This is a genomic window from Pseudomonas paeninsulae (assembly GCF_035621475.1).
Taxonomy (GTDB): domain Bacteria; phylum Pseudomonadota; class Gammaproteobacteria; order Pseudomonadales; family Pseudomonadaceae; genus Aquipseudomonas; species Aquipseudomonas paeninsulae.
Genome location: NZ_CP141799.1, coordinates 595422 through 617392 on the forward strand (window position 1 = coordinate 595422; position 21971 = coordinate 617392).

Annotated in this window: 21 protein-coding genes and 2 pseudogenes; 15 read left to right on the plus strand and 8 right to left on the minus strand. The window is 65.2% G+C overall.

Annotated elements, in window-relative coordinates; all coding sequences use genetic code 11:
- Positions 1-72: 72 nt before the first annotated feature.
- From VCJ09_RS02670 to VCJ09_RS02705, 8 genes and pseudogenes are all read left to right on the plus strand, one after another.
- Complete coding sequence (locus tag VCJ09_RS02670) at positions 73-1713, plus strand: 5-guanidino-2-oxopentanoate decarboxylase (protein WP_324733012.1); 1641 nt, start codon at positions 73-75, stop codon at positions 1711-1713.
- Positions 1707-3166: pseudogene (locus tag VCJ09_RS02675) on the plus strand (aldehyde dehydrogenase family protein). The gene VCJ09_RS02670 and the pseudogene VCJ09_RS02675 overlap by 7 nt, the downstream one beginning before the upstream one ends.
- 229 nt (positions 3167-3395) lie before the next feature.
- Positions 3396-4498, plus strand: a pseudogene (locus VCJ09_RS02680) (extracellular solute-binding protein).
- 98 nt (positions 4499-4596) lie between these two features.
- A complete protein-coding gene (locus VCJ09_RS02685) occupies positions 4597-5505 on the plus strand; it encodes an ABC transporter permease (RefSeq protein ID WP_407693002.1) in 909 nt (302 codons plus the stop codon).
- Complete coding sequence (locus tag VCJ09_RS02690) at positions 5502-6359, plus strand: ABC transporter permease (protein ID WP_324733013.1); 858 nt, start codon at positions 5502-5504, stop codon at positions 6357-6359. The genes VCJ09_RS02685 and VCJ09_RS02690 overlap by 4 nt, the downstream gene beginning before the upstream one ends.
- 54 nt (positions 6360-6413) lie before the next feature.
- Positions 6414-7469, plus strand: a complete 1056-nt coding sequence (locus tag VCJ09_RS02695; RefSeq protein ID WP_324733014.1) for an ABC transporter ATP-binding protein — start codon at positions 6414-6416, stop codon at positions 7467-7469.
- A 348-nt stretch (positions 7470-7817) separates the two neighbouring features.
- Entirely contained in the window at positions 7818-8702 is an 885-nt protein-coding gene (locus VCJ09_RS02700; RefSeq protein WP_324733015.1) for a sugar nucleotide-binding protein, read from the plus strand.
- Positions 8695-9627 (plus strand): NAD-dependent epimerase/dehydratase family protein, encoded by a 933-nt coding sequence (locus tag VCJ09_RS02705; RefSeq protein WP_324733016.1) that lies wholly within the window; start codon positions 8695-8697, stop codon positions 9625-9627. The genes VCJ09_RS02700 and VCJ09_RS02705 overlap by 8 nt, the downstream gene beginning before the upstream one ends.
- Positions 9628-9685: 58 nt before the next feature.
- On the opposite strand, the gene VCJ09_RS02710 is transcribed toward VCJ09_RS02705, so the two are convergent.
- Positions 9686-10372, minus strand: coding sequence for an OmpW/AlkL family protein (locus VCJ09_RS02710; RefSeq protein WP_079204556.1), 687 nt, complete (start codon positions 10370-10372; stop codon positions 9686-9688).
- 650 nt (positions 10373-11022) lie between these two features.
- Between VCJ09_RS02710 and VCJ09_RS02715 the strand changes: the two genes are divergently transcribed.
- The 6 genes from VCJ09_RS02715 to VCJ09_RS02740 are packed head-to-tail and all read left to right on the plus strand — an operon-like array spanning position 11023 to position 15884.
- Positions 11023-11793 (plus strand): DUF3450 domain-containing protein, encoded by a 771-nt coding sequence (locus VCJ09_RS02715; protein ID WP_079204557.1) that lies wholly within the window; start codon positions 11023-11025, stop codon positions 11791-11793.
- A complete protein-coding gene (locus VCJ09_RS02720) occupies positions 11790-13139 on the plus strand; it encodes a MotA/TolQ/ExbB proton channel family protein (protein ID WP_324733017.1) in 1350 nt (449 codons plus the stop codon). Before VCJ09_RS02715 ends, VCJ09_RS02720 begins: the two co-directional genes overlap by 4 nt.
- Before the next feature lie 55 nt (positions 13140-13194).
- A complete protein-coding gene (locus VCJ09_RS02725) occupies positions 13195-13680 on the plus strand; it encodes a MotA/TolQ/ExbB proton channel family protein (RefSeq protein WP_324734580.1) in 486 nt (161 codons plus the stop codon).
- A gap of 11 nt (positions 13681-13691) precedes the next feature.
- Positions 13692-14102, plus strand: coding sequence for an ExbD/TolR family protein (locus tag VCJ09_RS02730; protein WP_079204559.1), 411 nt, complete (start codon positions 13692-13694; stop codon positions 14100-14102).
- Positions 14102-14785, plus strand: a complete 684-nt coding sequence (locus VCJ09_RS02735) for an energy transducer TonB (protein ID WP_079204560.1) — start codon at positions 14102-14104, stop codon at positions 14783-14785. The genes VCJ09_RS02730 and VCJ09_RS02735 overlap by 1 nt, the downstream gene beginning before the upstream one ends.
- 1 nt (position 14786) lies before the next feature.
- Positions 14787-15884 (plus strand): tetratricopeptide repeat protein, encoded by a 1098-nt coding sequence (locus VCJ09_RS02740; protein ID WP_324733018.1) that lies wholly within the window; start codon positions 14787-14789, stop codon positions 15882-15884.
- Between the two features lie 254 nt (positions 15885-16138).
- On the opposite strand, the gene VCJ09_RS02745 is transcribed toward VCJ09_RS02740, so the two are convergent.
- From VCJ09_RS02745 to VCJ09_RS02760, 4 genes are all read right to left on the minus strand, one after another.
- Entirely contained in the window at positions 16139-16660 is a 522-nt protein-coding gene (locus VCJ09_RS02745) for a DUF3299 domain-containing protein (RefSeq protein WP_324733019.1), read from the minus strand.
- Positions 16661-16671: 11 nt separating this feature from the next.
- Entirely contained in the window at positions 16672-17937 is a 1266-nt protein-coding gene (locus tag VCJ09_RS02750; RefSeq protein WP_324733020.1) for an ABC transporter permease, read from the minus strand.
- A gap of 2 nt (positions 17938-17939) precedes the next feature.
- On the minus strand, positions 17940-18650 hold the full coding sequence (locus VCJ09_RS02755) for an ABC transporter ATP-binding protein (protein ID WP_324733021.1): 711 nt from the start codon (positions 18648-18650) through the stop codon (positions 17940-17942).
- A gap of 64 nt (positions 18651-18714) precedes the next feature.
- On the minus strand, positions 18715-19296 hold the full coding sequence (locus VCJ09_RS02760; RefSeq protein WP_324733022.1) for a DUF2796 domain-containing protein: 582 nt from the start codon (positions 19294-19296) through the stop codon (positions 18715-18717).
- Positions 19297-19423: 127 nt separating this feature from the next.
- Here VCJ09_RS02760 and VCJ09_RS02765 point away from each other — a divergent pair, with 127 nt between their 5' ends.
- Positions 19424-19783 (plus strand): hypothetical protein, encoded by a 360-nt coding sequence (locus VCJ09_RS02765; protein ID WP_324733023.1) that lies wholly within the window; start codon positions 19424-19426, stop codon positions 19781-19783.
- Positions 19784-19917: 134 nt separating this feature from the next.
- On the opposite strand, the gene trxA is transcribed toward VCJ09_RS02765, so the two are convergent.
- From trxA to VCJ09_RS02780, 3 genes are all read right to left on the minus strand, one after another.
- Positions 19918-20790, minus strand: coding sequence for a thioredoxin (trxA, locus tag VCJ09_RS02770; RefSeq protein ID WP_324733024.1), 873 nt, complete (start codon positions 20788-20790; stop codon positions 19918-19920).
- Positions 20791-20861: 71 nt separating this feature from the next.
- Entirely contained in the window at positions 20862-21518 is a 657-nt protein-coding gene (locus VCJ09_RS02775) for a class I SAM-dependent methyltransferase (RefSeq protein WP_324733025.1), read from the minus strand.
- A complete protein-coding gene (locus VCJ09_RS02780) occupies positions 21515-21958 on the minus strand; it encodes a hypothetical protein (protein ID WP_407693003.1) in 444 nt (147 codons plus the stop codon). Before VCJ09_RS02780 ends, VCJ09_RS02775 begins: the two co-directional genes overlap by 4 nt.
- Between the last annotated feature and the right edge of the window lie 13 nt (positions 21959-21971).

The following is a 21971-nucleotide window of genomic DNA, read 5'->3' on the forward strand; positions in this document are numbered from 1 at the left end:
CCCGCTGAATCCAGGGCGGCGTGCAATGCGGCGAGTGCAGTAGACCTCAGTTACTGAACAGGACAAAAGAACATGGCGACATGCGGCGAAGTATTGGTGAAGTTGCTCGAACGCTACGGTGTCGAGCGGGTATTCGGCATCCCCGGCGTACATACCGTCGAGCTCTACCGCGGGCTGGCCCGTTCGCCCATCGAGCATGTCACCCCGCGTCATGAGCAGGGCGCCGGTTTCATGGCCGATGGCTATGCGCGCACCAGCGGCAAGCCGGGGGTGTGTTTCATCATCACTGGCCCCGGCATGACCAATATCGCCACGGCCATGGCCCAGGCCTATGCCGACTCGATCCCGATGCTGGTGATTTCCAGCGTGCAGGCGCGCAGCCAGCTCGGCGGTGGGCGCGGCAAGCTGCACGAGCTGCCGTCGCAGAGCAATCTGGTCGCCGGTTTTTCGGCCTTCTCGCACACCCTGCTGTCGGCCACCGAGCTGCCGGCGGTGCTGGCGCGCGCCTTTGCCGTGTTCCAGGCTGCGCGGCCGCGCCCGGTGCATATCGAGATTCCGCTCGATGTGTTGATCGAGGAGGCCGATGAGCTGCTGAGCAGTCAGCCGATCAGCCTGGCCCGGCCCGGCGCCAGCCCGGTGGCCATCGCACAAATGGCCAGCCGGCTGGCTGGCGCCCAGCGGCCACTGATTCTCGCCGGTGGCGGCGCGATCGATGCGGCGCCGGCGCTGACCCGGCTGGCCGAGCAGCTGCAGGCCCCCGTGGCGCTGACCATCAATGCCAAGGGCCTGTTGCCCTCGGCCCATCCACTGTTGATTGGCTCGACCCAGTCGACCGTGGCGACCCGCGAGCTGGTGGCCGAGGCCGATGTGGTATTGGCGGTAGGCACCGAGTTGGGCGAAACCGATTATGACGTGACCTTCGCCGGTGGCTTCGAGATCCCCGGCGTATTGCTGCGCATCGACATCGACCCGGACCAGGCGGTGCGCAATTACCCGCCGGCCATGGCGCTGGTCGCCGACTCCGCGCTGGCGCTGGAGGCCTTGCATGCGGCGCTCGGCGAACAGGCATTGGCCCCGCGTCGCGCCGACTGGGGCAGCGCCTGCGCCGCGCGGCTGCGTGCGGACCTCGAGGCGTCCTGGGATGTCCCAATGCGTGGGCAGACCCGCTTCCTACAGACGGTGCTGGAGGAGCTGCCGGACGCGGTATTGGTCGGTGACTCGACCCAGCCGGTGTACAGCGGCAACCTGACCCTGAACCTGGAACAGCCTCGGCGTTGGTTCAACTCCTCGACCGGCTACGGCACCCTCGGCTACGCCTTGCCGGCGGCCATCGGTGCGCTGCTCGGCGACAGCCGCGAAGGCGCGCAGCGGCGCCCGGTGGTGTGCCTGATCGGCGACGGCGGACTGCAGTTCACCCTGGCCGAACTGGCCAGTGCGGTGGAAGCGCGCGCGCCGATCATCGTCCTGCTGTGGAATAACCAGGGCTACGAAGAGATCAAGAAGTACATGGTCAACCGCGATATCGAGCCGGTGGGCGTGGATATCTTCACCCCGGACTTCGTCGCCGCGGCCAAGGCACTGGGCTGTGCGGCGGGGCGGGCGAATGACGCCGAGGCGTTGCGCGCGGCCCTGCGCCAAGCACGTGAAACTCAGTTGCCGACCCTGATCGAAATCGACCAGCAGGCCTGGATGAGTGGGGTGGCGGCATGTTGAACAGTCGCCCGCCGCACAATGGCGCACTCGCCGGTCTGTATATCGGCGGGCACTGGCAGAGCGGTGGCGACAGCCTGAAGGTGATCAATCCCGCCACCGAAGAGTTGCTGGCGAGCGTGGCCGGCGGCGACGCCGCGGCGGTCGAGCAGGCGGTGTGCGCGGCGAGTGATGCTTTTCCGGCCTGGGGCCGCAGCGCCGGGGTCGAGCGGGGCGCCTGTCTGCGCCGGATCGCCGCCGGTGTCGACGAGCGCCGCGAGCGCCTGATCCAGCTGCAAGCGCGCAACAACGGCAAGCCCCTGGCGGAAGCGGTGATCGATGTTGACGATGTGATCGCCACCTTCACCTATTACGCCGAACTGGCCGAGGCGCTGGACTGCCAGCAGGACGCCGCGGTGGCGCTGCCGAGCAGCGAGTTCGCCGCCCGCCTGCGCCGCGAGCCCTGTGGCGTGGTGGGGCTGATCGTGCCGTGGAATTTCCCGATGGTGACCACTGCCTGGAAGCTGGCTCCCGCGCTGGCGGCCGGCTGCACGGTGGTGCTGAAACCCTCGGAGGTGACCCCGCTGCCGGAACTGGAGCTGGCCGACATCATCGCCGCGGCCTGCCGGCCGGGGTGTTCAACCTGGTCTGCGGCACTGGCCTGGCGGTCGGGGCGCCACTGGCGGCGCATCCGGGGGTGGCCAAGTTGTCGTTCACCGGCAGCAATGCGGTGGGCGTGCAGGTCATGCAGCGCGCCGCCGAGACCATCAAGGGCGTCAGTCTGGAGCTGGGCGGCAAGTCCTCGCTGCTGGTGTTCGCCGACGCCGACCTGGAGCTGGCGGTCGAGCTGGCCTGTGGCGGCGGTTTCTTCAACGCCGGGCAGATGTGCTCGGCGACCAGTCGGGTACTGGTCGCCGCTGAGCTGGCCGAGGAGTTCCTGGTGCGCTTGCAGGCACGCGCCGAGGCGATTCGCGTCGGTGACCCGTTTGCGGCGGACGTGGAGATGGGTGCGCTGGTCAATCAGGCCCAGTACCAACGGGTTTGTCGGCATATTGCCGACGGCCTGGATGGCGGCGCGCGCTTGCTGAGCGGTGGTGAACGTCCGGCTGGGCTGGCGCGTGGCTATTTCCTGCGGCCCGCGGTGTTTACCGACGTGCCGCTGAACAGCGCCCTGTGGCGTGAGGAGATCTTCGGGCCGGTGCTTTGTGTGCGCAGCTTCAGCACGGAAGAGCAGGCCATCGAACTGGCCAACGACAGCGAGTTTGGCCTGGTAGCCAGCGTGGTCAGTGGCGACGCCAGCCGCGCCGAACGGGTCGCCAATGCCTTGCAGGCTGGCCTGGTGTGGATCAACGCGCCGCAGGTGATCTTCCCGCAGGCGGCCTGGGGTGGCTACAAACAAAGCAGCATCGGCCGCGAGTTGGGGCCCTGGGGGCTGCAGGCATTCCAGGAAATCAAGCATGTGATTCGCGCCCTTTAAGCGGGCGTATGTGGCGCCCGCATGCCTGCTGGCGAGGCATGCGTTTTGCGCATGGCTTCGATGACAATTTATCGATTGTTGGCCTGGCGAGTGCGCCGCAGGATGGCTTGGCCAGCTCAGACCGCACCAGTGTTAATGGGGCCTGAGGTCAGGTTGAACGGTTTATTGCAGGGAGCCCGGCACCGCGCCGCAAGCTCCTGAAGACAAATAAAAACAAGAGGCAACTGCGATGAGCGAACACGATTTCAACAGAAGAACATTCATCAAAACGGTAGGTGTCGCATCGGTGGCTGCCGCGGCCTTGTCCTTTCCCTTCATCAAGGCCAGTGCCGGCGACATGAAGTTTCACGGCAAGACCCTGCGCCTGCTCACCTGGTCCGACGACACCGGCCTGGCGGCGCTGCGCAATATCGCCGCGACCTTCGAAGCCAGACCGGGGCCAAGGTGATCGCCGACCGTACCGGCAGCACCTCGGAGATGGTCGCCAAGCTCAAGGCCGGTGGTGATCGCCCGCAATACGACATCATCACCCTGGCCGGCGTCGGCGCCGAAGGCCTGGCCAGCGCCGGGCTGCTGGAAAGGCCTGACCTTAACCGCATCCCCAACCTGCGCGACGTGCCGGCGCAGTACCAGACCGGCGCCGACGGTCATGGCATCGGCTACCTGCTGTGGTGCAATAGCCTGATCTACAGCACCCGCACCGTGAAAGAAGCGCCGGACAGCTACGCCGCCCTGTGGGACCAGGACATGGCGCCGAACATTTTCCTGCCGCCACCGAACTGGACCGAGGCCATGGACCTGATCATCATCGCCGCCAAGCTGGCCGGCGGTGACGAGCACAATGTCGAGCCGGGTTTCAAACTGCTCGAGAAACTCAACGACCGGGTCGTTACCCTGGGCGAGAACCCCAACCAGATCGCCGAACTGTTCCGCACCGGTTCGCTGGACATGGGCGGCCTCTATGCACCGGCCTTCTTCCCCAAGCAGATCCGCGATCCGGCCTATGGCCTGGGCGCCACCTTCGGCATGCAAGAAGGCTTTTATACCGACCTGATGCTCTCGGTCATGCCCAAGCACCGTCCGGGCGATACCGATCTGGCCTATGCCTTCATCGACCACTCGCTCGACCCGCTGGTGCAGGGCAAGATGGCCGAAGACATCTTCAACGGCCCGGTCAACGCCAAGGCGATCATTTCCGCCGAGGCGCGTAAGAGCCCATACATCCTCACGCCCGAGCAGATCTCGGAGAAGGCGATCATGCACGACAACGCCTTCCTGGCCACCGTGCACGACCAGTGGATTCGCCGCTACACGGAAATCTTCTCTTCCTGATGTAGCGCTACGGCACCTGCCGTGAATAGCACCGCGCAGCGGGCCTCTGGGCGCCGGCGCGGTGTGCAGCAACCTTCTGTACTGATGAGATCAGCGAAATGGCACATTCAACTCTGACCCGTCAGGTCGGCGTGGCGCCCCTGCGCCCGGCCAAGACGTTTTCTCCGACGGCACGCGCCTGGCTGTTTCTCTCGCCGGCGATGCTGTTTCTCGGCGTACTGATTGCCGCCAGCCTGCTGGTGCTGCGCATGAGTGTCGGCACCAAGGGCGCGGAATGGAGCGGTTTCAGCCTGGCCAGCTACGCCCAGTTGCTCGAGCCCTACTACCTCAAGTCGCTGTTACTGACCTTGCGTCTGGCCCTGGTCAGCGCGCTGATCGCGGTGCTGCTGGCGATTCCGGTTGGCTACTGCATGTCGCGTTTGCAGTCGCCGCTGTTGCGTCGGGTGTTCCTCGCCGCGGTGCTGATGCCGTTGCTGGTCAACCTGCTGCTGCAAAGTTACGGCTGGCTGGTGATCCTCGGTCCGGGCGGGATGCTCAATCAGGCGCTGCTGGGCCTGGGCCTGATCGATCGACCGGTGATGCTGCTCTACAACCAGACGGGTGTGCTGATGGGCCTGGTGCAGACCGCCTTCCCGTTGGCGGTGCTGCCGATCGCCAGTGCCATGCGCGGCGTGGCGCGCAGCTACGAGGAGGCGGCGGCTACCCTCGGCGCCAGTCGTTGGCAGGTGTTCCGGCAAGTGGTGTTGCCGATGAGCCTGCCGGGCATCATCACCGGCGCCACCCTGGTGTTCGCCTACAACGCCAGCAGCTTCGTGGTGCCCTTACTCCTTGGCGGTCGGCGGGTGCCGATGCTGGCGGTGATGGTGCATGACCAGATCGCCCCGCTGATGAACTGGCCGGCAGCCTCCGCCGCCGGGGTGGTGCTGATTGTCACCACGCTGGCGATCATGACCTTCTCCGAATTCGTCACCGGCCGTCGTCGGCGCATCCTGGAGGCTTCGCAATGAGCAACTTACTCAAGAGCCTGTTTCACGGTGCCGCCCCGTTGCCGGGTGAAACCGGGCGTTTCGCCATGGGCCTGTCCGGGGTCATCCTGTTGCTGGCGGTGCTGCCAATCCTGACCATGATCGTGATGTCGTTCAGTGGCGCCTCGAACCTCGACTTTCCACCGGCCAGCTACAGCCTGCAGTGGTACCAGGCGGCCTGGAATACCTTCGTTTCGCCGGACGCCAGTGACGTGCTCAGCCTCGGTCAGGCGTTCACCACCAGTCTGCTGGTGGCCACCCTGAGCATGCTGTTCGCCACCCTGGTGGCGGTGCCGGCCGCCTATGCGTTGGTGCGCTGCGAATTCCGCGGCAAGGCGGCGGCGCTGCAGCTGATGTCGCTGCCGCTGGTGTTTCCCATGGTGGTGCTGGGCCTGGCGCTGTTGCTGATATTCGACAACCTGCCGTTTCACCTCAGCACCTCGCGGCTGGTGATCGCCCATGTGATCCTCGCCTTGCCGTTCGTGGTGAGAAATTGCACCGCAGCCATGCTGTCGATCGGCAGCGAGGTCGAGGAAGCCGCGCAGATGCTCGGCGCCTCGCCGCTGCGCGCCATCCTCGATGTGGTGGTGCCGCTGATGCGCTCGGGGATTCTGGCCGGGATGCTGCTGGCCTTCATCATCTCGTTCAATGAATTCACCGTGACCTACTTCCTCTACAACATCGATGTGATGACCGTACCGATCTGGATGTACAGCCGCACCGTGTCCTCCCTCGACCCGACTGTTTTCTCGTTCGCCGTATTGATCGTGCTGATCGACTTCGCCCTGATTTGGGCGCTGGAGAAGCTGGTCGGCGAAGGTGGCGTGTCCTTTTAATTCAGCCGGGCAGGCCCTGGCGGCTTGCCGGCAACAGCTTATTGGAGGTGCCGCATGAGCGGATTAGTTCTAGAAAACGTTGAAAAACACTATGGCTCGGCCTGCGCCGTGACGGACGTCAATCTGCACCTGCCGGAGGGCAAGCTGGTGTGCTTCCTCGGTCCCTCGGGCTGTGGCAAGACCACCTTGCTGCGCATGATCGCCGGACTGGAAACCCTCAGCGACGGGGAAATCCGCCTGGACGGCGAAGACATCAGCCGCACCCCGGCGCATCAACGTAACTTTGGCATGGTGTTCCAATCGCTGGCGCTGTTCCCGCACATGACCGTTGGCGAGAACATCGCCTACCCGCTGCGCTTGCGCGGGGTGAGCAAGGCTGATCAGCAGGCACGGGTGACCGAACTGCTGCAACTGATCCAGTTGCAGGAAATGCTCGACCGTCCGGTGGCCAAGCTGTCTGGCGGTCAACGCCAGCGCGTGGCGATTGCCCGGGCGATTGCCGCACGACCCAAGCTGCTGCTGTTGGACGAACCCCTGTCGGCGCTGGATGCCAAGTTGCGCGAGTCCATGCAGGTGGAGATCCGCCAATTGCAGCAGCGCCTGAACATCACCACCATCCTGGTCACCCATGACCAACGCGAGGCCATGACCATGGCCGATATCGTGGTGGTGCTCGGCGAACACCGGGTGCAGCAGGTTGGCACGCCAATCGAGATCTACCGCAACCCGGCCAACGCTTTCGTCGCCGACTTCATCGGCAGCGGCAATATCTTCCCGGCGATCGCCCTGGGCAACGGCCGGGTGAGCCTGCCAGGCGGCGCGGCGCTGCAGGTGCCGATCTGCGAGAGCATTCAAGCCGGCACCAGCATCAAGCTGCTGGTGCGCCCGGAAGACTTGACCTTGTCGCTGCCCCAGGCCAGCGCAGGCAATCGTCTGCAGGGCACCGTGACCTTCGTGCGCGATAGCGGCGCGACCATCGAAACAACCATCGAGTGCTCCGGTGTCTCGCTGACTGCGCTGAGCACGCCTTGCCAGGGTATCGGCCTGGGCATTGGCAACCCGGTGTCGGTGACCATCCCGGCCGAAGCCTGCCGGGTACTGACCGCCTGAGTGTGGGTAGGTTTGCCGCGGGCAGCGCGTTCGTGGGCAGCCGGCCGCCAGCTCATGAAGGATGCATGAAACTGTCTGCCGAGCGCCGTCGGGCGAGGGCCTTGCGCCAGGTCGTCGCTGGTTTTGCCTCTGCTGTCGTGCGGTGCATTAGGCGCGCCTAATGACGGCGTGCGCGTAAACCCGCAAAATGCGACACTTTGGCGCGATGTCAGCGTCTAACTACGATAATGCCAAACCGGGAGAGAGGCGGTGGTCGGGGGTCAGGAGTGATGAGCAGGGGGGCGTGGCTAGCGTTATGCCGGGTTGCCCATTGACGTCGCCTGGCGGCATCGGCCGTTGCGAGACACCATGCGTATGCGTTTAATGTTGTTGGGTGGCGGTAATGCCTTGGGGCAGGCACTGATCCGTCTCGGCGCCGAGGAGGACATCGGCTTCCTGGCGCCGCGTCCGCCGGAAACTGGCTGGGATGCCGGAAGCCTGACCGAGTTGCTTGACGACACGCGCCCCGATGCACTGATCAACCTGGCTTACTATTTCGACTGGTTTCAGGCCGAAGGGGTGAGCGCGGCGCGTCTTGCTGCCCAGGAACAAGCGGTCGAGCGGCTTGCCGAGCTTTGTCAGCATCATCAGATTCGCCTGTTACAGCCGTCCAGTTACCGGGTGTTCGATGGTTCGCGGGTTACCGCCTACAGCGAAAAGGAAGAGCCGGTACCCTTGGGTGTGCATGGTCAGGCCTTGTGGCGTATCGAGCAGCGCGTGCGCGCGGTGTGTCCGCGGCATGTGTTGTTGCGCTTCGGCTGGCTGCTGGACGAGAGCCCGGACGGCCAGCTCGGGCGTTTCCTGGCGCGTGCCGAGCGAGAGCAAAACTTGTCGTTCGCCGATGACCGGCGCGGCAACCCGACCCCGGTCGACGATGCCGCGCGGGTGATCCTCGCCGTGCTCAAACAACTCGATTGCGAGACGCCGTTGTGGGGCACTTTTCACTATGGCGGCAACGAGGCAACCACTTCGCTGGGGTTGGCACAGGCAGTGTTGAGCGAGGCGCGCCATTTCCGCAGCAATCTGCTCGAAGACATCGCGGCGCAGGCCCATGCCACGCGCCCGGATGCCGCCGAGGAGCCGCAACACGCGGTGCTGGCCTGCAAGAAAATCCTGCACACCTTCGGTATCAAGCCGCGCGCCTGGCGCTCTGGGCTGCCGAGCCTACTGGATCGCTACTATCGCCATGTCTGACACGCCTATTCTGGTTACCGGCGGCGCCGGTTTCATCGGCTCGCACCTGGTTGACGCGCTATTGGCGCAAGGCCATAGGGTGCGCGTGCTGGACAACCTTTCAATGGGCAAGCGCGCCAATCTGCCGCTGGACAACCCGCGGCTGCATTTGCTCGAGGGCGATGTGGCCGATGCGGTCCTGGTCGATCAGGCTGTGGCCGGTTGTGCTGCTGTGGTGCACCTGGCCGCGGTGGCCTCGGTACAAGCCTCGGTGGACGATCCGGTGGGTACTCACCAGAGCAACTTCGTCGGCACCTTGAATGTCTGCGAGGCCATGCGCCGGCACGGCGTCAAGCGCGTGGTCTTTGCTTCCAGTGCGGCGGTCTACGGTAACAATGGCGAAGGCCAGGCGATTGATGAGGGTACTGCCAAGGCGCCGTTGACCCCTTACGCGTCCGATAAGCTGGCCAGTGAGCATTACCTGGACTTCTATCGCCGTCAGCATGGCCTGGAACCGGCGATTTTCCGCTTCTTCAATATTTTCGGTCCACGTCAGGATCCGTCCTCACCTTACTCCGGGGTGATCAGCATCTTCACCCAGCGGGTGCAGCAAGGCTTGCCGATCGGCGTGTTCGGCGATGGCGAGCAGACCCGCGATTTCTTCTATATCGGCGATCTGCTGGCGCTGCTGATGCAGGCGTTGAACCTGCCGCAGGTTGTTGTGGGGGCGGTGAATGTCGGCTGGAATCAGGCCGTCAGCCTCAACCAGCTGTTGGCCGAAATCGGCGGTTTGTGTGGCGGCTTGCCGGCGCTTGAGTATCAGGCGGCGCGGCCCGGCGATATCCGTCATTCACGGGCGAATAACCAGCGTTTGTTGGAGTGTTACCAGCTGCCGCCGGCGACCTCCATGCGTGAGGGTTTGCGCAAGCTATTGGGCCAAGACTGATCTGTAGCGACAAAAAAGCCGGCGCTGAGGCCGGCTTTTTTGTGGGTGTCGGTGTGGCTTAGAACTTGTAGCCGAGGGCGACCATGTAGACGAATGGATCGACCTCTACATCGACCTTGACCTTCTCGCCACCGAAGGAGGTGGTGCCGGTGGTGTCGATGTCGATGTAACGCACGTGAGCGTTGAACAGCAGGTTGTCGGTCAGCATGTAGTCCATGCCCGCCTGGGCGGCGAGGCCCCAGGAGTCTTTCATGTCGAGGCCGCTGAAACCCTTGCCTTCGGCTTCGCTGCTCAGCTTGTCGTCGAAGAACCAAGTGTAGTTGATGCCCACGCCCGCATAGGGCTGGAAGGCTGAGGCGCCGTCGAGCGGGTAGTAGACGACGCTCAGGGTCGGTGGCAGGTGCTTGAGTTCACCCAGTTTGCCATTCAACCCGGCAAAACCGCCCGGCATACCTTTCACGCCGACGTCATGGCTGAACGGGGTGGCGGCGAGCAGGTCGATGCCGATGTGGCTGGTGAGCATGTAGGTGCCAGTCAGGCCCAGTTGGGTGTCGCTGTTCAGCGTGGCTTTGGTGCCGGCGACGTCGCTGTTCAGTGCGCCGACCCAGAGATCGCTGCTGCTTTCATGCGGATCGACGGTAGCGGCACCTGCGCGCACGATGATGTCGCCTGCCTGGTAGGCCTGGGCGAAAGGGGCGGCCAATGCGGTGGCGAGAATGGAAATAGCGAGCAGGGACTTGCGCATAAGTGAGCTCCGGTCGAGTCTTCAGTTGGTTGGACTGAGGGCAATGTTAGGAGCCTAAGCAAATCGAGTTTTGACCCAGCTCAATGAACTGGTCTGGTAGCGACAGGCCATTGCCTTGCAGTGGTTCCCGCAGATGGCGCGCAGGCCCCGCCGTTGTTGCTTGCGGGGCGCGGCATGCGCCGCGTGTGGCATTTGGCCGCACAAGCTGGCGGGTTTGGCCTGATCAGTCGTCGCCCTCTTCCTCGTACACTCGCTCGCGGTGTTCTTCCTTGGGCGCCTGCCGCTGCTGCACGCTTACCCTCTCGCGGACATCGCCGCGCGAGTCTGCAGCGTGCCTGGCGCAAGAGGTTGCGCATGAGCCGAACATGGGTGGTTGCTGGATGATGCTAATGCAGTTGATAATGGTTATCTTTACCGGCTTGCTCTTATTAATACGTCGGCCATGCCCTCTGCAGCGAGGCGCCTGTCAGCGCCAGCCCCGAATACCGCATTGGACGCAGCCTGCACCTGGCGGGGCGAACCACGGCGTGGACCGGAGGTCCGCCGCGAGATGTTTGCCGAATGCCGCTCAGCCTTGCAGTAACTTGCGTTTTGGAAAGGTTATTGTGTTTCTTTTTAATGTAAGCCCGCCGCTCGAGGACTCCCTTCGTATGAACCTGTACCCCCTGCGTTCGCTGGCCGCCGCTGTATTGCTCAGCAGTACGCCGTTGCTGGCGGCACCGTTGGACGCCGCGCTGGACGAGAGCCAGCGCCTGGCCGTGGAAGCCAAGGCGTCCCAGGCGCGTATCGAACAGCTCGACGATGCCAGTCGCGAAATGCTCGGTGAGTACCGCAATGCCTTGCAACAGGCCGAGGCGTTGAAAGGCTATAACCAGCAGTTGCAAGAACTGGTCGTGGCCCAACGCCAGGAGCTGGCGGGTTACCAGGAGCAGCTGGACGGTATCGAGCGCACCCAGGAAGCGGTGACACCACAGATGCGGCGGATGGTCGAGGTGCTCGGCGAATTCATTGCCGCCGACCTGCCGTTCCTGCCGGATGAGCGCAGCGACCGCCTGGCGCAGTTGCAGGATCTGCTGCCGCGGGCCGATGTCAGCCTGGCGGAAAAGTACCGGCGCATCCTCGAGGCCTATCAGGTCGAGAGCGACTACGGCCGCACCTTGGAGGCCTGGCGGGGCGAGCTGCCGGTCGACGGCGGTTCGCGCAGCGTCGAATTTCTCCGGCTCGGTCGGGTCATGCTGTACTTCCAGACCCTCGACGGCCACGAGAGTGGCTGGTGGAACCCGCAAAAGCGCAGTTGGGTAGCGCTCGATAGCAGTGCGCGGCGGCCGTTGCACCAGGCCATCGCCATCGCCCGCCAGGAACAGGCGCCGGCCCTGCTCGATCTTCCCGTGAAAACCCTGGCTCAGGAGGCCAAGCCATGAGCCGTCGTGTTCTTGCCATCTTGACCCTGGCGCTGTTGCCGACGATGGCTGGCGCTGCCGCACCGCTCAGCCCGGATCAACTGCTGCAACGCATCCGCAGCGAGCGCGCCGCCGAAGTCGCGGCCATGCAGAGTCGCGAGCAGGCATTTGTCGCCCAGCGTGGCGAGCGTGCGCAGTTGCTCGCCGGTGCAAACGCGGCCTTGCACACGCAGAAGGCCGCAGCCGAGCGTTTGAAAGCCGAATTCGAGCGTCAGGAAGCCGAGTTGGCCGAGCAGGAAAAACGCCTCGCCCAGCGCGTCGGTCATCTGGGCGAGTTGTTCGGAGTGGTCCGCCAGAGCGCCGGCGATGTCGCCGGGCAATGGCAGGACAGCCTGCTCAATGCGCAGTATCCCGAGCGCTTGCAACGCCTCGAGGCGCTGGCGAAAAGCCGGACCTTGCCGTCCGCCGCGGATCTCGATGGCTATTGGATGTTGCTGCTGGAAGACCTGACCGCCAGCGGCCGGGTTGAGCAGTTGCAATTGCCGGTGGTAGCCGCCGATGGCACGCGTAATCAGCAGGCAGTGCTGCGCGTCGGAGCTTTCTCGGCCTTTAGCGAGGATGCCTATTTGCGTTACGACGCCGACGCCGGTGAGCTGCTGGCGCCACCGCGGCAGCCGTCCGGGGTGGGGCAGGTTGATGACTATCTGCACAGCAGCGAGGCGCTCTCCAGCCTGCCCATCGACCCCAGTCGCGGCACGCTGTTGGCACAACTGCAACGCCAGCCGACCCTGTGGGATCGCCTGCAACAGGGCGGCCTGGTCGGCTGGGTGATAGTCGCCTTGGGCGTATTCGGTTTGCTCCTGGCAATCTGGCGCATGGTTCATCTGGCACGCGTAGCCGCTGGGGTGAAGGCGCAAGTCCGTAATCTCAGCGTGCCGTGTGACGACAATCCGCTGGGCCGGGTGATCGGCGTGCTCGGGCCCAAGCCGCAGCTGGCCGATCTGGAAACCCTGGAGCTGAGGCTCGACGAGGCGATCCTGCAGGAAACCCCGCCGCTGGAGAAAGGCCAGAGCCTGCTCAAGCTGCTCTGCGCGGTGGCCCCGTTGCTCGGTTTGCTCGGCACCGTGACCGGCATGATCGTCACCTTCCAGGCCATCACCCAGGGCGGTGGCGGCGATTCGCGGCTGATGGCCGAGGGGATTTCCCAGGCCCTGGTGACCACGGTGCTGGGTCTGGTGGTGGCGATTCCGCTGCTGTTCCTGCACAGCCTGCTGGCCAGTCGCAGCAAGGGTTTGATCCAGTTGCTCGAACAGCAGAGCGCTGGCTTGATTGCCCTGCACCTGTCCGGGGCGCCGCGGCGTGACTGACTGGCTCGACGTATGGCTGCGGCTGGTCGACAGCGGCTATGCCCTGCTCGAGTTCATGAGCGCCGGTGGGGTGGTGATGTGGGCGCTGGCCGGGCTCTGCGTGGTGTTCTGGACCCTGGTGTTCGAGCGCTTCTGGTATGTGCGCCGGGTCTTCCCGCAGTGGGGGCGCGAGCGGCGCAAGGCCTGGCAGCAACTGCTGCAAGACGACAGCGGCACTTGGCAACGGGCGGTGCGCGCCGCCTGGCTGGCGCAGGCGCGGCAACACCTGCTCGGCCCGCTGCGCCTGAGCAAGACCCTGGTGGCGATGTACCCGCTGCTCGGCTTGCTCGGCACCGTCAGCGGCATGGTCGCGGTGTTCGATGTGCTCGCCATCAACGGCAGCGGTAACCCGCGCGGCATGGCCGCCGGTGTGTGGCAGGCGACCCTGCCGACCATGGCCGGCATGGTCCTGGCGATTACTGGATTGTTCAGCCTGGCGCGCCTCGAACGTGATGCGCGCCGGGCCCTCGAGCGGCTGGCTGACCAGCTGCGCCAAGACTGAGACTGCACACTATGCGAATGCGTCGACACCACCAGCAAGACGAAGACACCGGCATCGACCTGACGCCGATGCTCGACGTGGTCTTCATCATGCTGATCTTCTTTATCGTTACCAGCTCCTTTATCAAGGAGTCCGGTGTCGAGGTGCAGCGCCCCCAGGCGCAAACCGCCAGCCCGCAGGACAAGGGCAATATCCTCATCGCCGTCACTGCCGACGGGCAGGTGTGGATGGACAAGAAAGTCGTCGATATACGCAGCGTGCGTGCGCACGTCGAACGCTTGCGCGTCGATCAACCGGACGGCGCGGTGGTGGTGCAGGCCGACCAGGATGCGCGCACCGGTCTGGTGGTGCAGGTGATGGATCAGGCGCGCCTGGCCGGGGTGCAGGATGTCGCCCTGGCAGCGACCTCGGGTGCGCTTTGATGCGTGTGCCGCTGGCCTTTCTCGGCGCTTGCCTGATGGCCTTGGCGCTGTTTGCCCTGATGCTGTACATGGTCGCGCCGCCGCGCAGCCAGCCGTCCGACGAGCCGCTGACGGTGGCCAACTTCGTGCGCCTCGATGGCAATGCCAGCGACACCGCGACGCGCACCCGCCAGCAGGCGCCGCAGCCACCCCAACCGCAAACTCCGCAAGCGCCGTCTGCGCCCACCCCGGTAGCCGCCACACCGAGTGCCAAGCTGCCGACGCTGGACCTGCAACTGCCGAGTCTGAGCAGCGGTATCGCCGTCAATAGCGCGCCGACACCGAGCCTCAGTGGTTTGAGCGCCGGCGCTGCTGCGCCCAGCGCGCCGGCGCCAAATGAAGCCGCTGGCCAGACCGGCGGCTCGGAAAGTGAAGTGATGCCGCTCAACGATGTCAGTCCGGATTATCCGCGCTACGCCTTGCAGCGCGGCATCGAAGGGCACGTCAAGCTGGCGTTCACCATAAACCGCGCCGGTGCGGTGGAGAATCTTCGGGTGCTCGAAGCCAGCCCGCAGAATGTATTCGAGCGCGAAGCGCGGCGCGCCGCCGTGCGTTGGCGTTTCGCCCCGCGTACCGAGAGCGGCCTGGCGGTGGCCCGCGAAGCGGTGAAAACCCTGTACTTCCGTCTTGAGGGAGATCACTGAGATGCAGCGTTGGTTGCTGTTATTGATGCTGTGCACGGCGGCTGCCGCACAGGCGGCTGGGCAAAGCGTCGAACCGAGCGTGTTCCGCGCCCTGAATGCTGCCCAAGCGGCTCAGCAGCAGGGCGACTACGCCGCCGCCAGGCGGGCGCTGGAGGCAGCCAAGGCCAAACCGGATAGCCTGGAGCAAGCCTTGTTGTGGCGCAGTCGCGGCTATCTGGCCTGGGCCGAGGGGCAGAATGCCAAGGCCATCGAGTGGCTCGGCAAGGCGGTCAGCAGCGGCAAGCTGGACGCCGAGACGCAGGCCAGCGAGCAGCTCAACCTGGCCCGGCTCAACCTGCTCGAACACCGCTACGCCCTGGTCGTCAGCCTGCTGGCGCCGCAGCAGGCGGCGGCCAGTGAAGAGGTCCTGCAGATGCTGGTGCAGGCCTACCAGGGCATGGATCAGCCAGCCAAGGCGCTGCCGTTGGCCGAGCGTTATGTGCAGGGCAATCCGCACGCGGCTGACCGCTGGTTGCAGTTCCTCGTCGCAGTCAATGCCGACCTCAAGCGTTATCCCGCCGCCGAACGCTGGCAGCGCCAGCTGCTCGGCCGTCAGCCCGATCGTGCGCAGGGGTGGCGGCAACTGGCCGCCTTGCAGCAGTTGAGCGGCCGTCACGACAAGGCGCTGGCCACTCTGCGCGCCGCGCACAGCAAAGGCCTGCGCTTCAATGCGACTGAGCTGGACAACCTGGTGCTGCTGGCCGGCGCGGCCGAGCAACCTTGGCAAGGCGCCAAGCTGCTTACCGGCATGCTCGAGCAGGGCTTGCTGCCACGCACGGCCAGCCGCGAAGAACGCCTGGCCCTGCTCTGGTGGCAGGCCCGCGAGCGCGCCGCGGCGGCGCGCATCTACCGCGAACTGGCGGGGCGTTCGGGCAGTGCCAAGCATTGGCTGAACTTGGCCCAGTTGGAGATGGAGCAGGCGCGTTGGCAGGCCGGGCTGGATGCCCTGGCCAAGGCCGAGCGCGCCGGTGCCGAGCGCAGCAAGGTGCGCGCCTGGCGCAATTGGGCGGAAAGTGAACTGAGTGCCGAGCGAGAAAAACGCATGGCCAGCGCCGGCTAGGTTGGCGCTGGGAGTCGTGCAGGTTGATGGCCGTGTCGGGTGGGTTAGGCGCGTGGCAGGTTCTGTCAGGGCACGGCCGATGCCGGTCGCGGCGTAACCCACCGGCGATGCCGGAATGGTTTTGCGCGGTGTTGGGTTACGCGGCGCTTGCTGTGCTTTCAAGGGAGCGGGTCTGCGCCGCTAACCCAACCTGCGTCTGCAACCAAAACCGCAAAGAGGTCGCAGCGCATTCCATGTATGGTCGGTGCGTGCGGTTAGCTATCCGGCAGCTCGTAGGCGTAGATCTTGTCCGCTTGCATCTGATAACCGGCCTCGGCCAGTTCGCTGCTGCTCTGTTCGACCTGCAGCGTGCCTTCGATCCAGAACGGTTGATAGAGCGCATCCAGCAGCACGCCCAGCTCGGTGGTGACATGCACGATCTGGTTCGACGGCGGTGGCGGTACATGGATGCAGGCACCGAAGTAGGGCACCAACAGGAACTCGGTGACGCGACCTTCGTCGGTGACATCCAGCGGCACTATATAACCGGGCAACTTCACCGCCAGGCCGTCCAGTTGCTGGACCACGGGCGCGGCGGGCGACTGCTGCACGCTGGCTGGGCCGGCCTCGGACAGAGCATCCGCCAGTTGCGAGAGGTCGTGCATGGGCGCGGGTTCGACGACCTGCGGCGGCGCATCGGCCGGCACCATGTCCGACCAGGCCAACTCACGGACCTCGGCGGCCGATATGGGCAGGGCCAGGGCGAACAGCAGGGCGGCGAGTAGCGGGCGGGACATTTACGGTTGCCTCATAAGCGTATCGACAGACCATCGGCCAGTGACTGCCGATAGGCCCGCCAGGCTGGGATACAACCCATCAACAGGGCGGCGCTCAGGATAGCGCCGAGCAGGGTCCACTCATAGGCCGTCGGCAGGTCAAGCGGCAGATACAGGCCGTAGTTGGCCTGCACATGACTCTGCGCCCCGGCGATGCCCAGGTACAGCAGCAACAGGCCCAGCAGCACGCCGGCCAGCGCCAGGGCGAAGGCCTCCAGGATTAGCAGGCTGGCGATATGCCAAGGCCGCGCGCCGACCGAGCGCAGGATCGCCATTTCCCGCCGGCGTTCGTTGAGGCTGGTGAGAATCGCCGTGAGCATGCCGATCAGTCCGGTCAACACCACAAACAGTGAGACCACGAACAGCGCCTGTTCCGCCGTGCTCATCAGGCTCCACAGTTCCATCAGGGCGACCCCGGGCAGGATCGCCAGCAGCGGCTCGCCACGGAACTCGTTGAGCTCGCGTTGCAGGCTGAAGGTGGCGATCTTGCTGTTCAGGCCGAGGAGGAAGGCGGTGATCTGTTTCGGCTGCAGGTCCAGGCTTCGTGCTTGCTCGGCGCTGACCACGCCAGCGCCACGGGCCGGCATGCCGTTTTGCCAGTCGACATGCAGGGCTTCCATCCCGGCCAGGGAAATATGCAGGGTGCGATCCACCGGGGTGCCGGTAGGCTTGAGGATGCCGGCTACGGTGAAGGGTTTGTCGTCGTGCTTGACCAGGCTGATGGTGGCCACGCCATGGGCCAGCACCAGTTTTTCGCCGAGCCGGTAGTTCAGCGCCCGTGCCACCTCGGCGCCGAGTACCACCTCGAACGGGTCATCGGCGAAAGCGCGGCCCTTGGCCAACTGCAGGGGCTGGCTGCGAGCATAGCGATAGTGCTCGAAGTAGGCCGGGCTGGTGCCCATCACCCGATAGCCGCGGTGCGAGTCGCCGAGGGAGATGGGGATCGCCCACTTGACCTGGCGGTGCTCGGCGAAGTGCTCGAAGCTGTCCCAGCGAATGTTGTTGGTGGCATTGCCGATGCGGAACACCGAATACAGCAGCAGGTTGACCGAGCCGGAGCGCGCCCCGACGATCAGATCGGTGCCGCTGATGGTGTTGGCGAAGCTGGCGCGGGCTTCGCTGCGCACGCGTTCGACGGCCAATAACAGGCAAACGGACAGGGCGATGGCGAATACCGTGAGCAGGGCGGTGAAGCGGCGGTTGCCCAGGCTGGCCAGGGCCAGACGTAATAAGTACACCGTCAGACCTCCAGCGCGCTGGCGGCGCGGTTGAGCTCGGCCAGCGACAGGCTGCGATCGAACAGCGGCGCCAGGCTCTGGTCGTGGCTGACGAACAGCAGGCTGGCGCCGGCGTCGCGGCATTCGGCGAACAACAACTGGAGGAAGGCTTCGCGGGCATCGGCGTCCAGCGCCGAGGTCGGTTCGTCGGCGATCACCAGTTCCGGCTGGCCGATCAGCGCGCGGGCCGCAGCGACCCGTTGCTGCTGGCCGATGGACAGTGCGTCGGCGCGGCGCTCGAGCAATGTTGGCTCCTTCAACCCGAGGTGGGCGAGCAGGGTGGCCGCAGCTTGGTCGATGCTGCCGTGGCGCTGAATGGCGCGCCTGGCACGCAGCGTGGAGAAGTGACAGGGCAGCTCGACGTTTTCGCGCACCGAGAGAAACGGCAGCAGGTTGAACTGCTGGAAGATGTAGCCGGTGTGATCGACCCGGAAGCGATCGCGGGCGCTGGCCGAGAGTGCGCTCAGTTCCTGGTCGAGCAAACGAATGCTGCCACGATTAGGCGTTTGCACACCGCCGAGCAGGCCGAGCAGGGTGGTCTTGCCGCTGCCGCTGGGGCCTTTGAGAAACAGGCTTTCGCCGCGCTGCAGGGTGAAACTGGGGATGTCCAGCAGTTGCGCCTGGCCGGGCCAGGCGAAACCGAGATTGGACAGGCTGATCAGGGCTGAACTCATGAAAAGGCGACACTCATGAAGTAGCGGCCGGGTTATCCCGGCCATACTGCGGCGAATGGGCGGGTTAAAAATTCAGCGAGGCTTGGGCCGGGGTCAGCTCGACGCCTTGCTGGCCGCTCGGGCCGATCAGTTGTACCTGAATTTTCTCGGTGGCGGGGAAGCGCTTGAACAGCTCGCTCAGGTCCAATTGTTTCAATTCATCCGGTTTTTTGCAGTCGAGTTGGTAATGCGCATGGATGTCGCCATGCTCGCTCTGCTCATCGACGGCGTGCTGTTCGTCGTGGTCGTGCTCATTGTGTGCAGCACCTGCCAGCAGCGGGTTTTGCAGTTCTTGTGTGTTCACCGTGCAATCACCTGCGTCCAGGCCGAACAGCGCCTGCGGCCGCTCAAGCTCGCCGCGCGCGGCGGCGAGCTTGGCCCGGTCGGCGACGCTGTTGGGCGCATGTTCGAAACCGACCAGGTTCATCGCCGGGCTTTGCAGCTGCAGTTCCAGGGTTGTTCCGTCGAGCACCACATTGAGCTGGGCGGTGCCATGTTGGTGAGCGTCGAGGCTGTCGTGTTCGGCGTGCGCGTGGCTGCGCTCGTTGGCCTGGGCGACGGCCAGGGGCAGCAGGGCGAAAGGCAGGGCAAGCAGCAGGCAACGCATGGTGATCTCCGGTCAGCATTCAAGTTAGCTGTTACGTTATAACAACTTTATATACCTCTGGCCAGCTTCACTTGGCGCGCTGCAGCCGACGTGGGAGCATGCCTGTCGTTTACTCGAGGGCAGCAAGATGGTGCGAATCCGTGGACGGGTCGGCGATTGGCCGGTGGATCTGACAGTGGAACTGGATGCCCAGGACTGGGCGCAGCTGGCGCAGCACGTTGCGCCAGCTGCCGCCGCCGCTGCCGCCGCTGCCTCCGCCGCGTCGGCGACTGGCGCCGCAGCCGTGGCCAGCGATGCGCTGTGGCAGACCACCCTGGACTTGCTGCATAAGGCCGGGCAGATCGAGGGGCCGCAGCTGCTCGTCCAGCTGGCCGCGTTGGCCGGTGGCGAGGCCGCCGGTAAACGCCTGCTGGTGCGCTTGCGCCATTGCGCCCAGGTGCGCATGGAAGCCGGCGTGGATGCGCCTATCTATCATTGGGTTGGTTAATAAGTACCGATGGGGTAGCCGCACAGCGACAGGTTATCCCTCTCTGACCTGTCGCGGCTAAAGCCTCTCCCACAGGGCTAGCTGTGCTCGTGGGAGGGGCTTTAGCCGCGAGGCCCGATAGGCCCCAGGCCTGTCTAGTAAATTGCCTGATACAGCCTGCGCCGGTAGCTGGTGACCAGCGGATGCTCGTTGCCGAGCAGGTCGAACACCTGCAGCAGGGTCTTGTGCGGCAGGCCGTCGGCATAGTTGCGGTTGCGCACGAACAGCTTGAGCAGGCCGTCCAGGGCCGGCTCGTATTGCTGGCGGGCCAATTGCTGAATCGCCAGCTGGTGGGCCGCCTCGTCATCTTCGGCGTTCTGCGCCAGGCGGGTTTTCAGGCTGGCGACGTCGGGCAGGTCGACCACCTGACGGAGGAAGGTCAGCTGGGCGCGGGCACCGGCCAGGGCCTGCTTGTGCTCATCGCCCTTGACGGCATTGAGCACCGTTTCGGCTTCGCCCAGCTCGCCGCGTTCGGCCAGGCAGCGGGCGTAGAGAATCAGCGCGGCGGCATTCTCGCTGTCTTCGCCGAGTAGTTGCTTGAGCAGGGCTTCCGCCTCGCCGATGCGGCCTTCGGCGAACAGCATGTGCGCGCTTTGCAGCAAGTCGGCCTGCGGCGCCGGCGGCTCGGCGACATGCTGCTTGAGCATTTCGCGGATCGCCGACTCTGGTTGGGCGCCGGAGAAGCCGTCGACCGGCTGGCCGTCCTTGAACAGCACCACGGTCGGCAGGCTACGGATGCCGAAGCGCGCGACTATGTCCGGCTCGGCGTCGCAGTCGACCTTGGCCAGCAGCAACTCGCCCTGGTAGCTCTCGGTGATCTGCGCCAGCAAGGGCATCAGCGCCTTGCACGGGGCGCACCACTCGGCCCAGAAATCCACCAGCACCGGTTTGTGGAAGGAGTTCTGCACGACCAGCTGCTCGAAGCTGGCGTCGCCGGATACGTCAAAAATATAAGGGATGTCGCTCATGATCGGTCTCGCTGGACGAAAGTGCTAAACACTATAAATGTGGGCGCCGCCTTGCGGAAACAAGGCGGACGTCAGTGGCGTTGTGCGTGGTAGAGGCTGACCTGGCGAAACTCGGCCGGTTCGGCCAGGTCTGGGCAGGTGCAGGCCTCCATCACACCGAGGCGCTGGTACAGCGGATGCTGGAAGTCGCGCACCCGTGAATCGGCCACCAGCGTCTGGCGCCCGCGGCTGAGGAACTGGTCGAGCAGTGGCAGGTTGGCGCGGTCGTAGAGTACGTCGGCGACCAGGATCAGGTCGAAGCGGTCGGCTTCCTGGAAAAAATCCGCCGAGTAGCCCAATTCCACCTCGTTGAGTGCGGCATTGGCTCGGCAGGCCGCCAGGGCCAGCGGGTCAAGGTCGCAGGCCACCACTTCGAGGGCGCCAGCCTTGGCCGCAGCAATCGCCGCGACGCCGGAGCCGGCACCGAAATCCAGTACGCGCTTGCCGCGTACCCACTGCGGGTGTTCGGCCAGCCAGCGGGCCAGCACCAGGCCACTGGCCCAGCAGAAACACCAGTAGGGCGGCTCCTCGAGAATCCGCCGGGTTTCCTCGGGGTTGAAGGCGCGCGCCATATTGGCGGCATCGATCAGCCAGAGCTTCAGCGCGGTACCGGGCAAGTGCTCGGCCACCAGCCTGGCGTCACCGAGCCGCTCGCTCAACGCCGCTTGCAGGGCGGCGGTTGTGCTCATGGCGCCGGCACCAGGCGTAACTCGCCGAGTTGCTGGCTGTCGTTGTGGCGAATCGGTTGTGGCGGCAGGCGCAGGATCAGGCGACCGGCTTGATTGACCCGCCCGCGCAGCTCGACCCGAGTACCGGGGATGAAGGCCTGAGGATTGAACGGCAGGCGAAAGGGCAGGGCCGCGCCGCTGCCGGTCAGTTGAATATTACCCAGCAGGCCCTGGGGCAAGCCGCGCGCATCGACCAGCAGCAGAGCCAGTTCGACTTCGCTAGCGCTGGGCGCGCCGAGCAGGCTGCCGCTGAGTTCGCGTAGGTGGGCCGGCAGGGGCGCAGGCGCCGCGTCGATGGTTGCTGCAGGCGCCGGCGTGGTCGGCGGCTGGGGCGGCGAGGCGGGTTCGCCGGCGCAGGCCGCGAGCAGTCCGGCCAGGGTGAGCGGAGCGAGCAGTCGCATGGCAATGTTCATC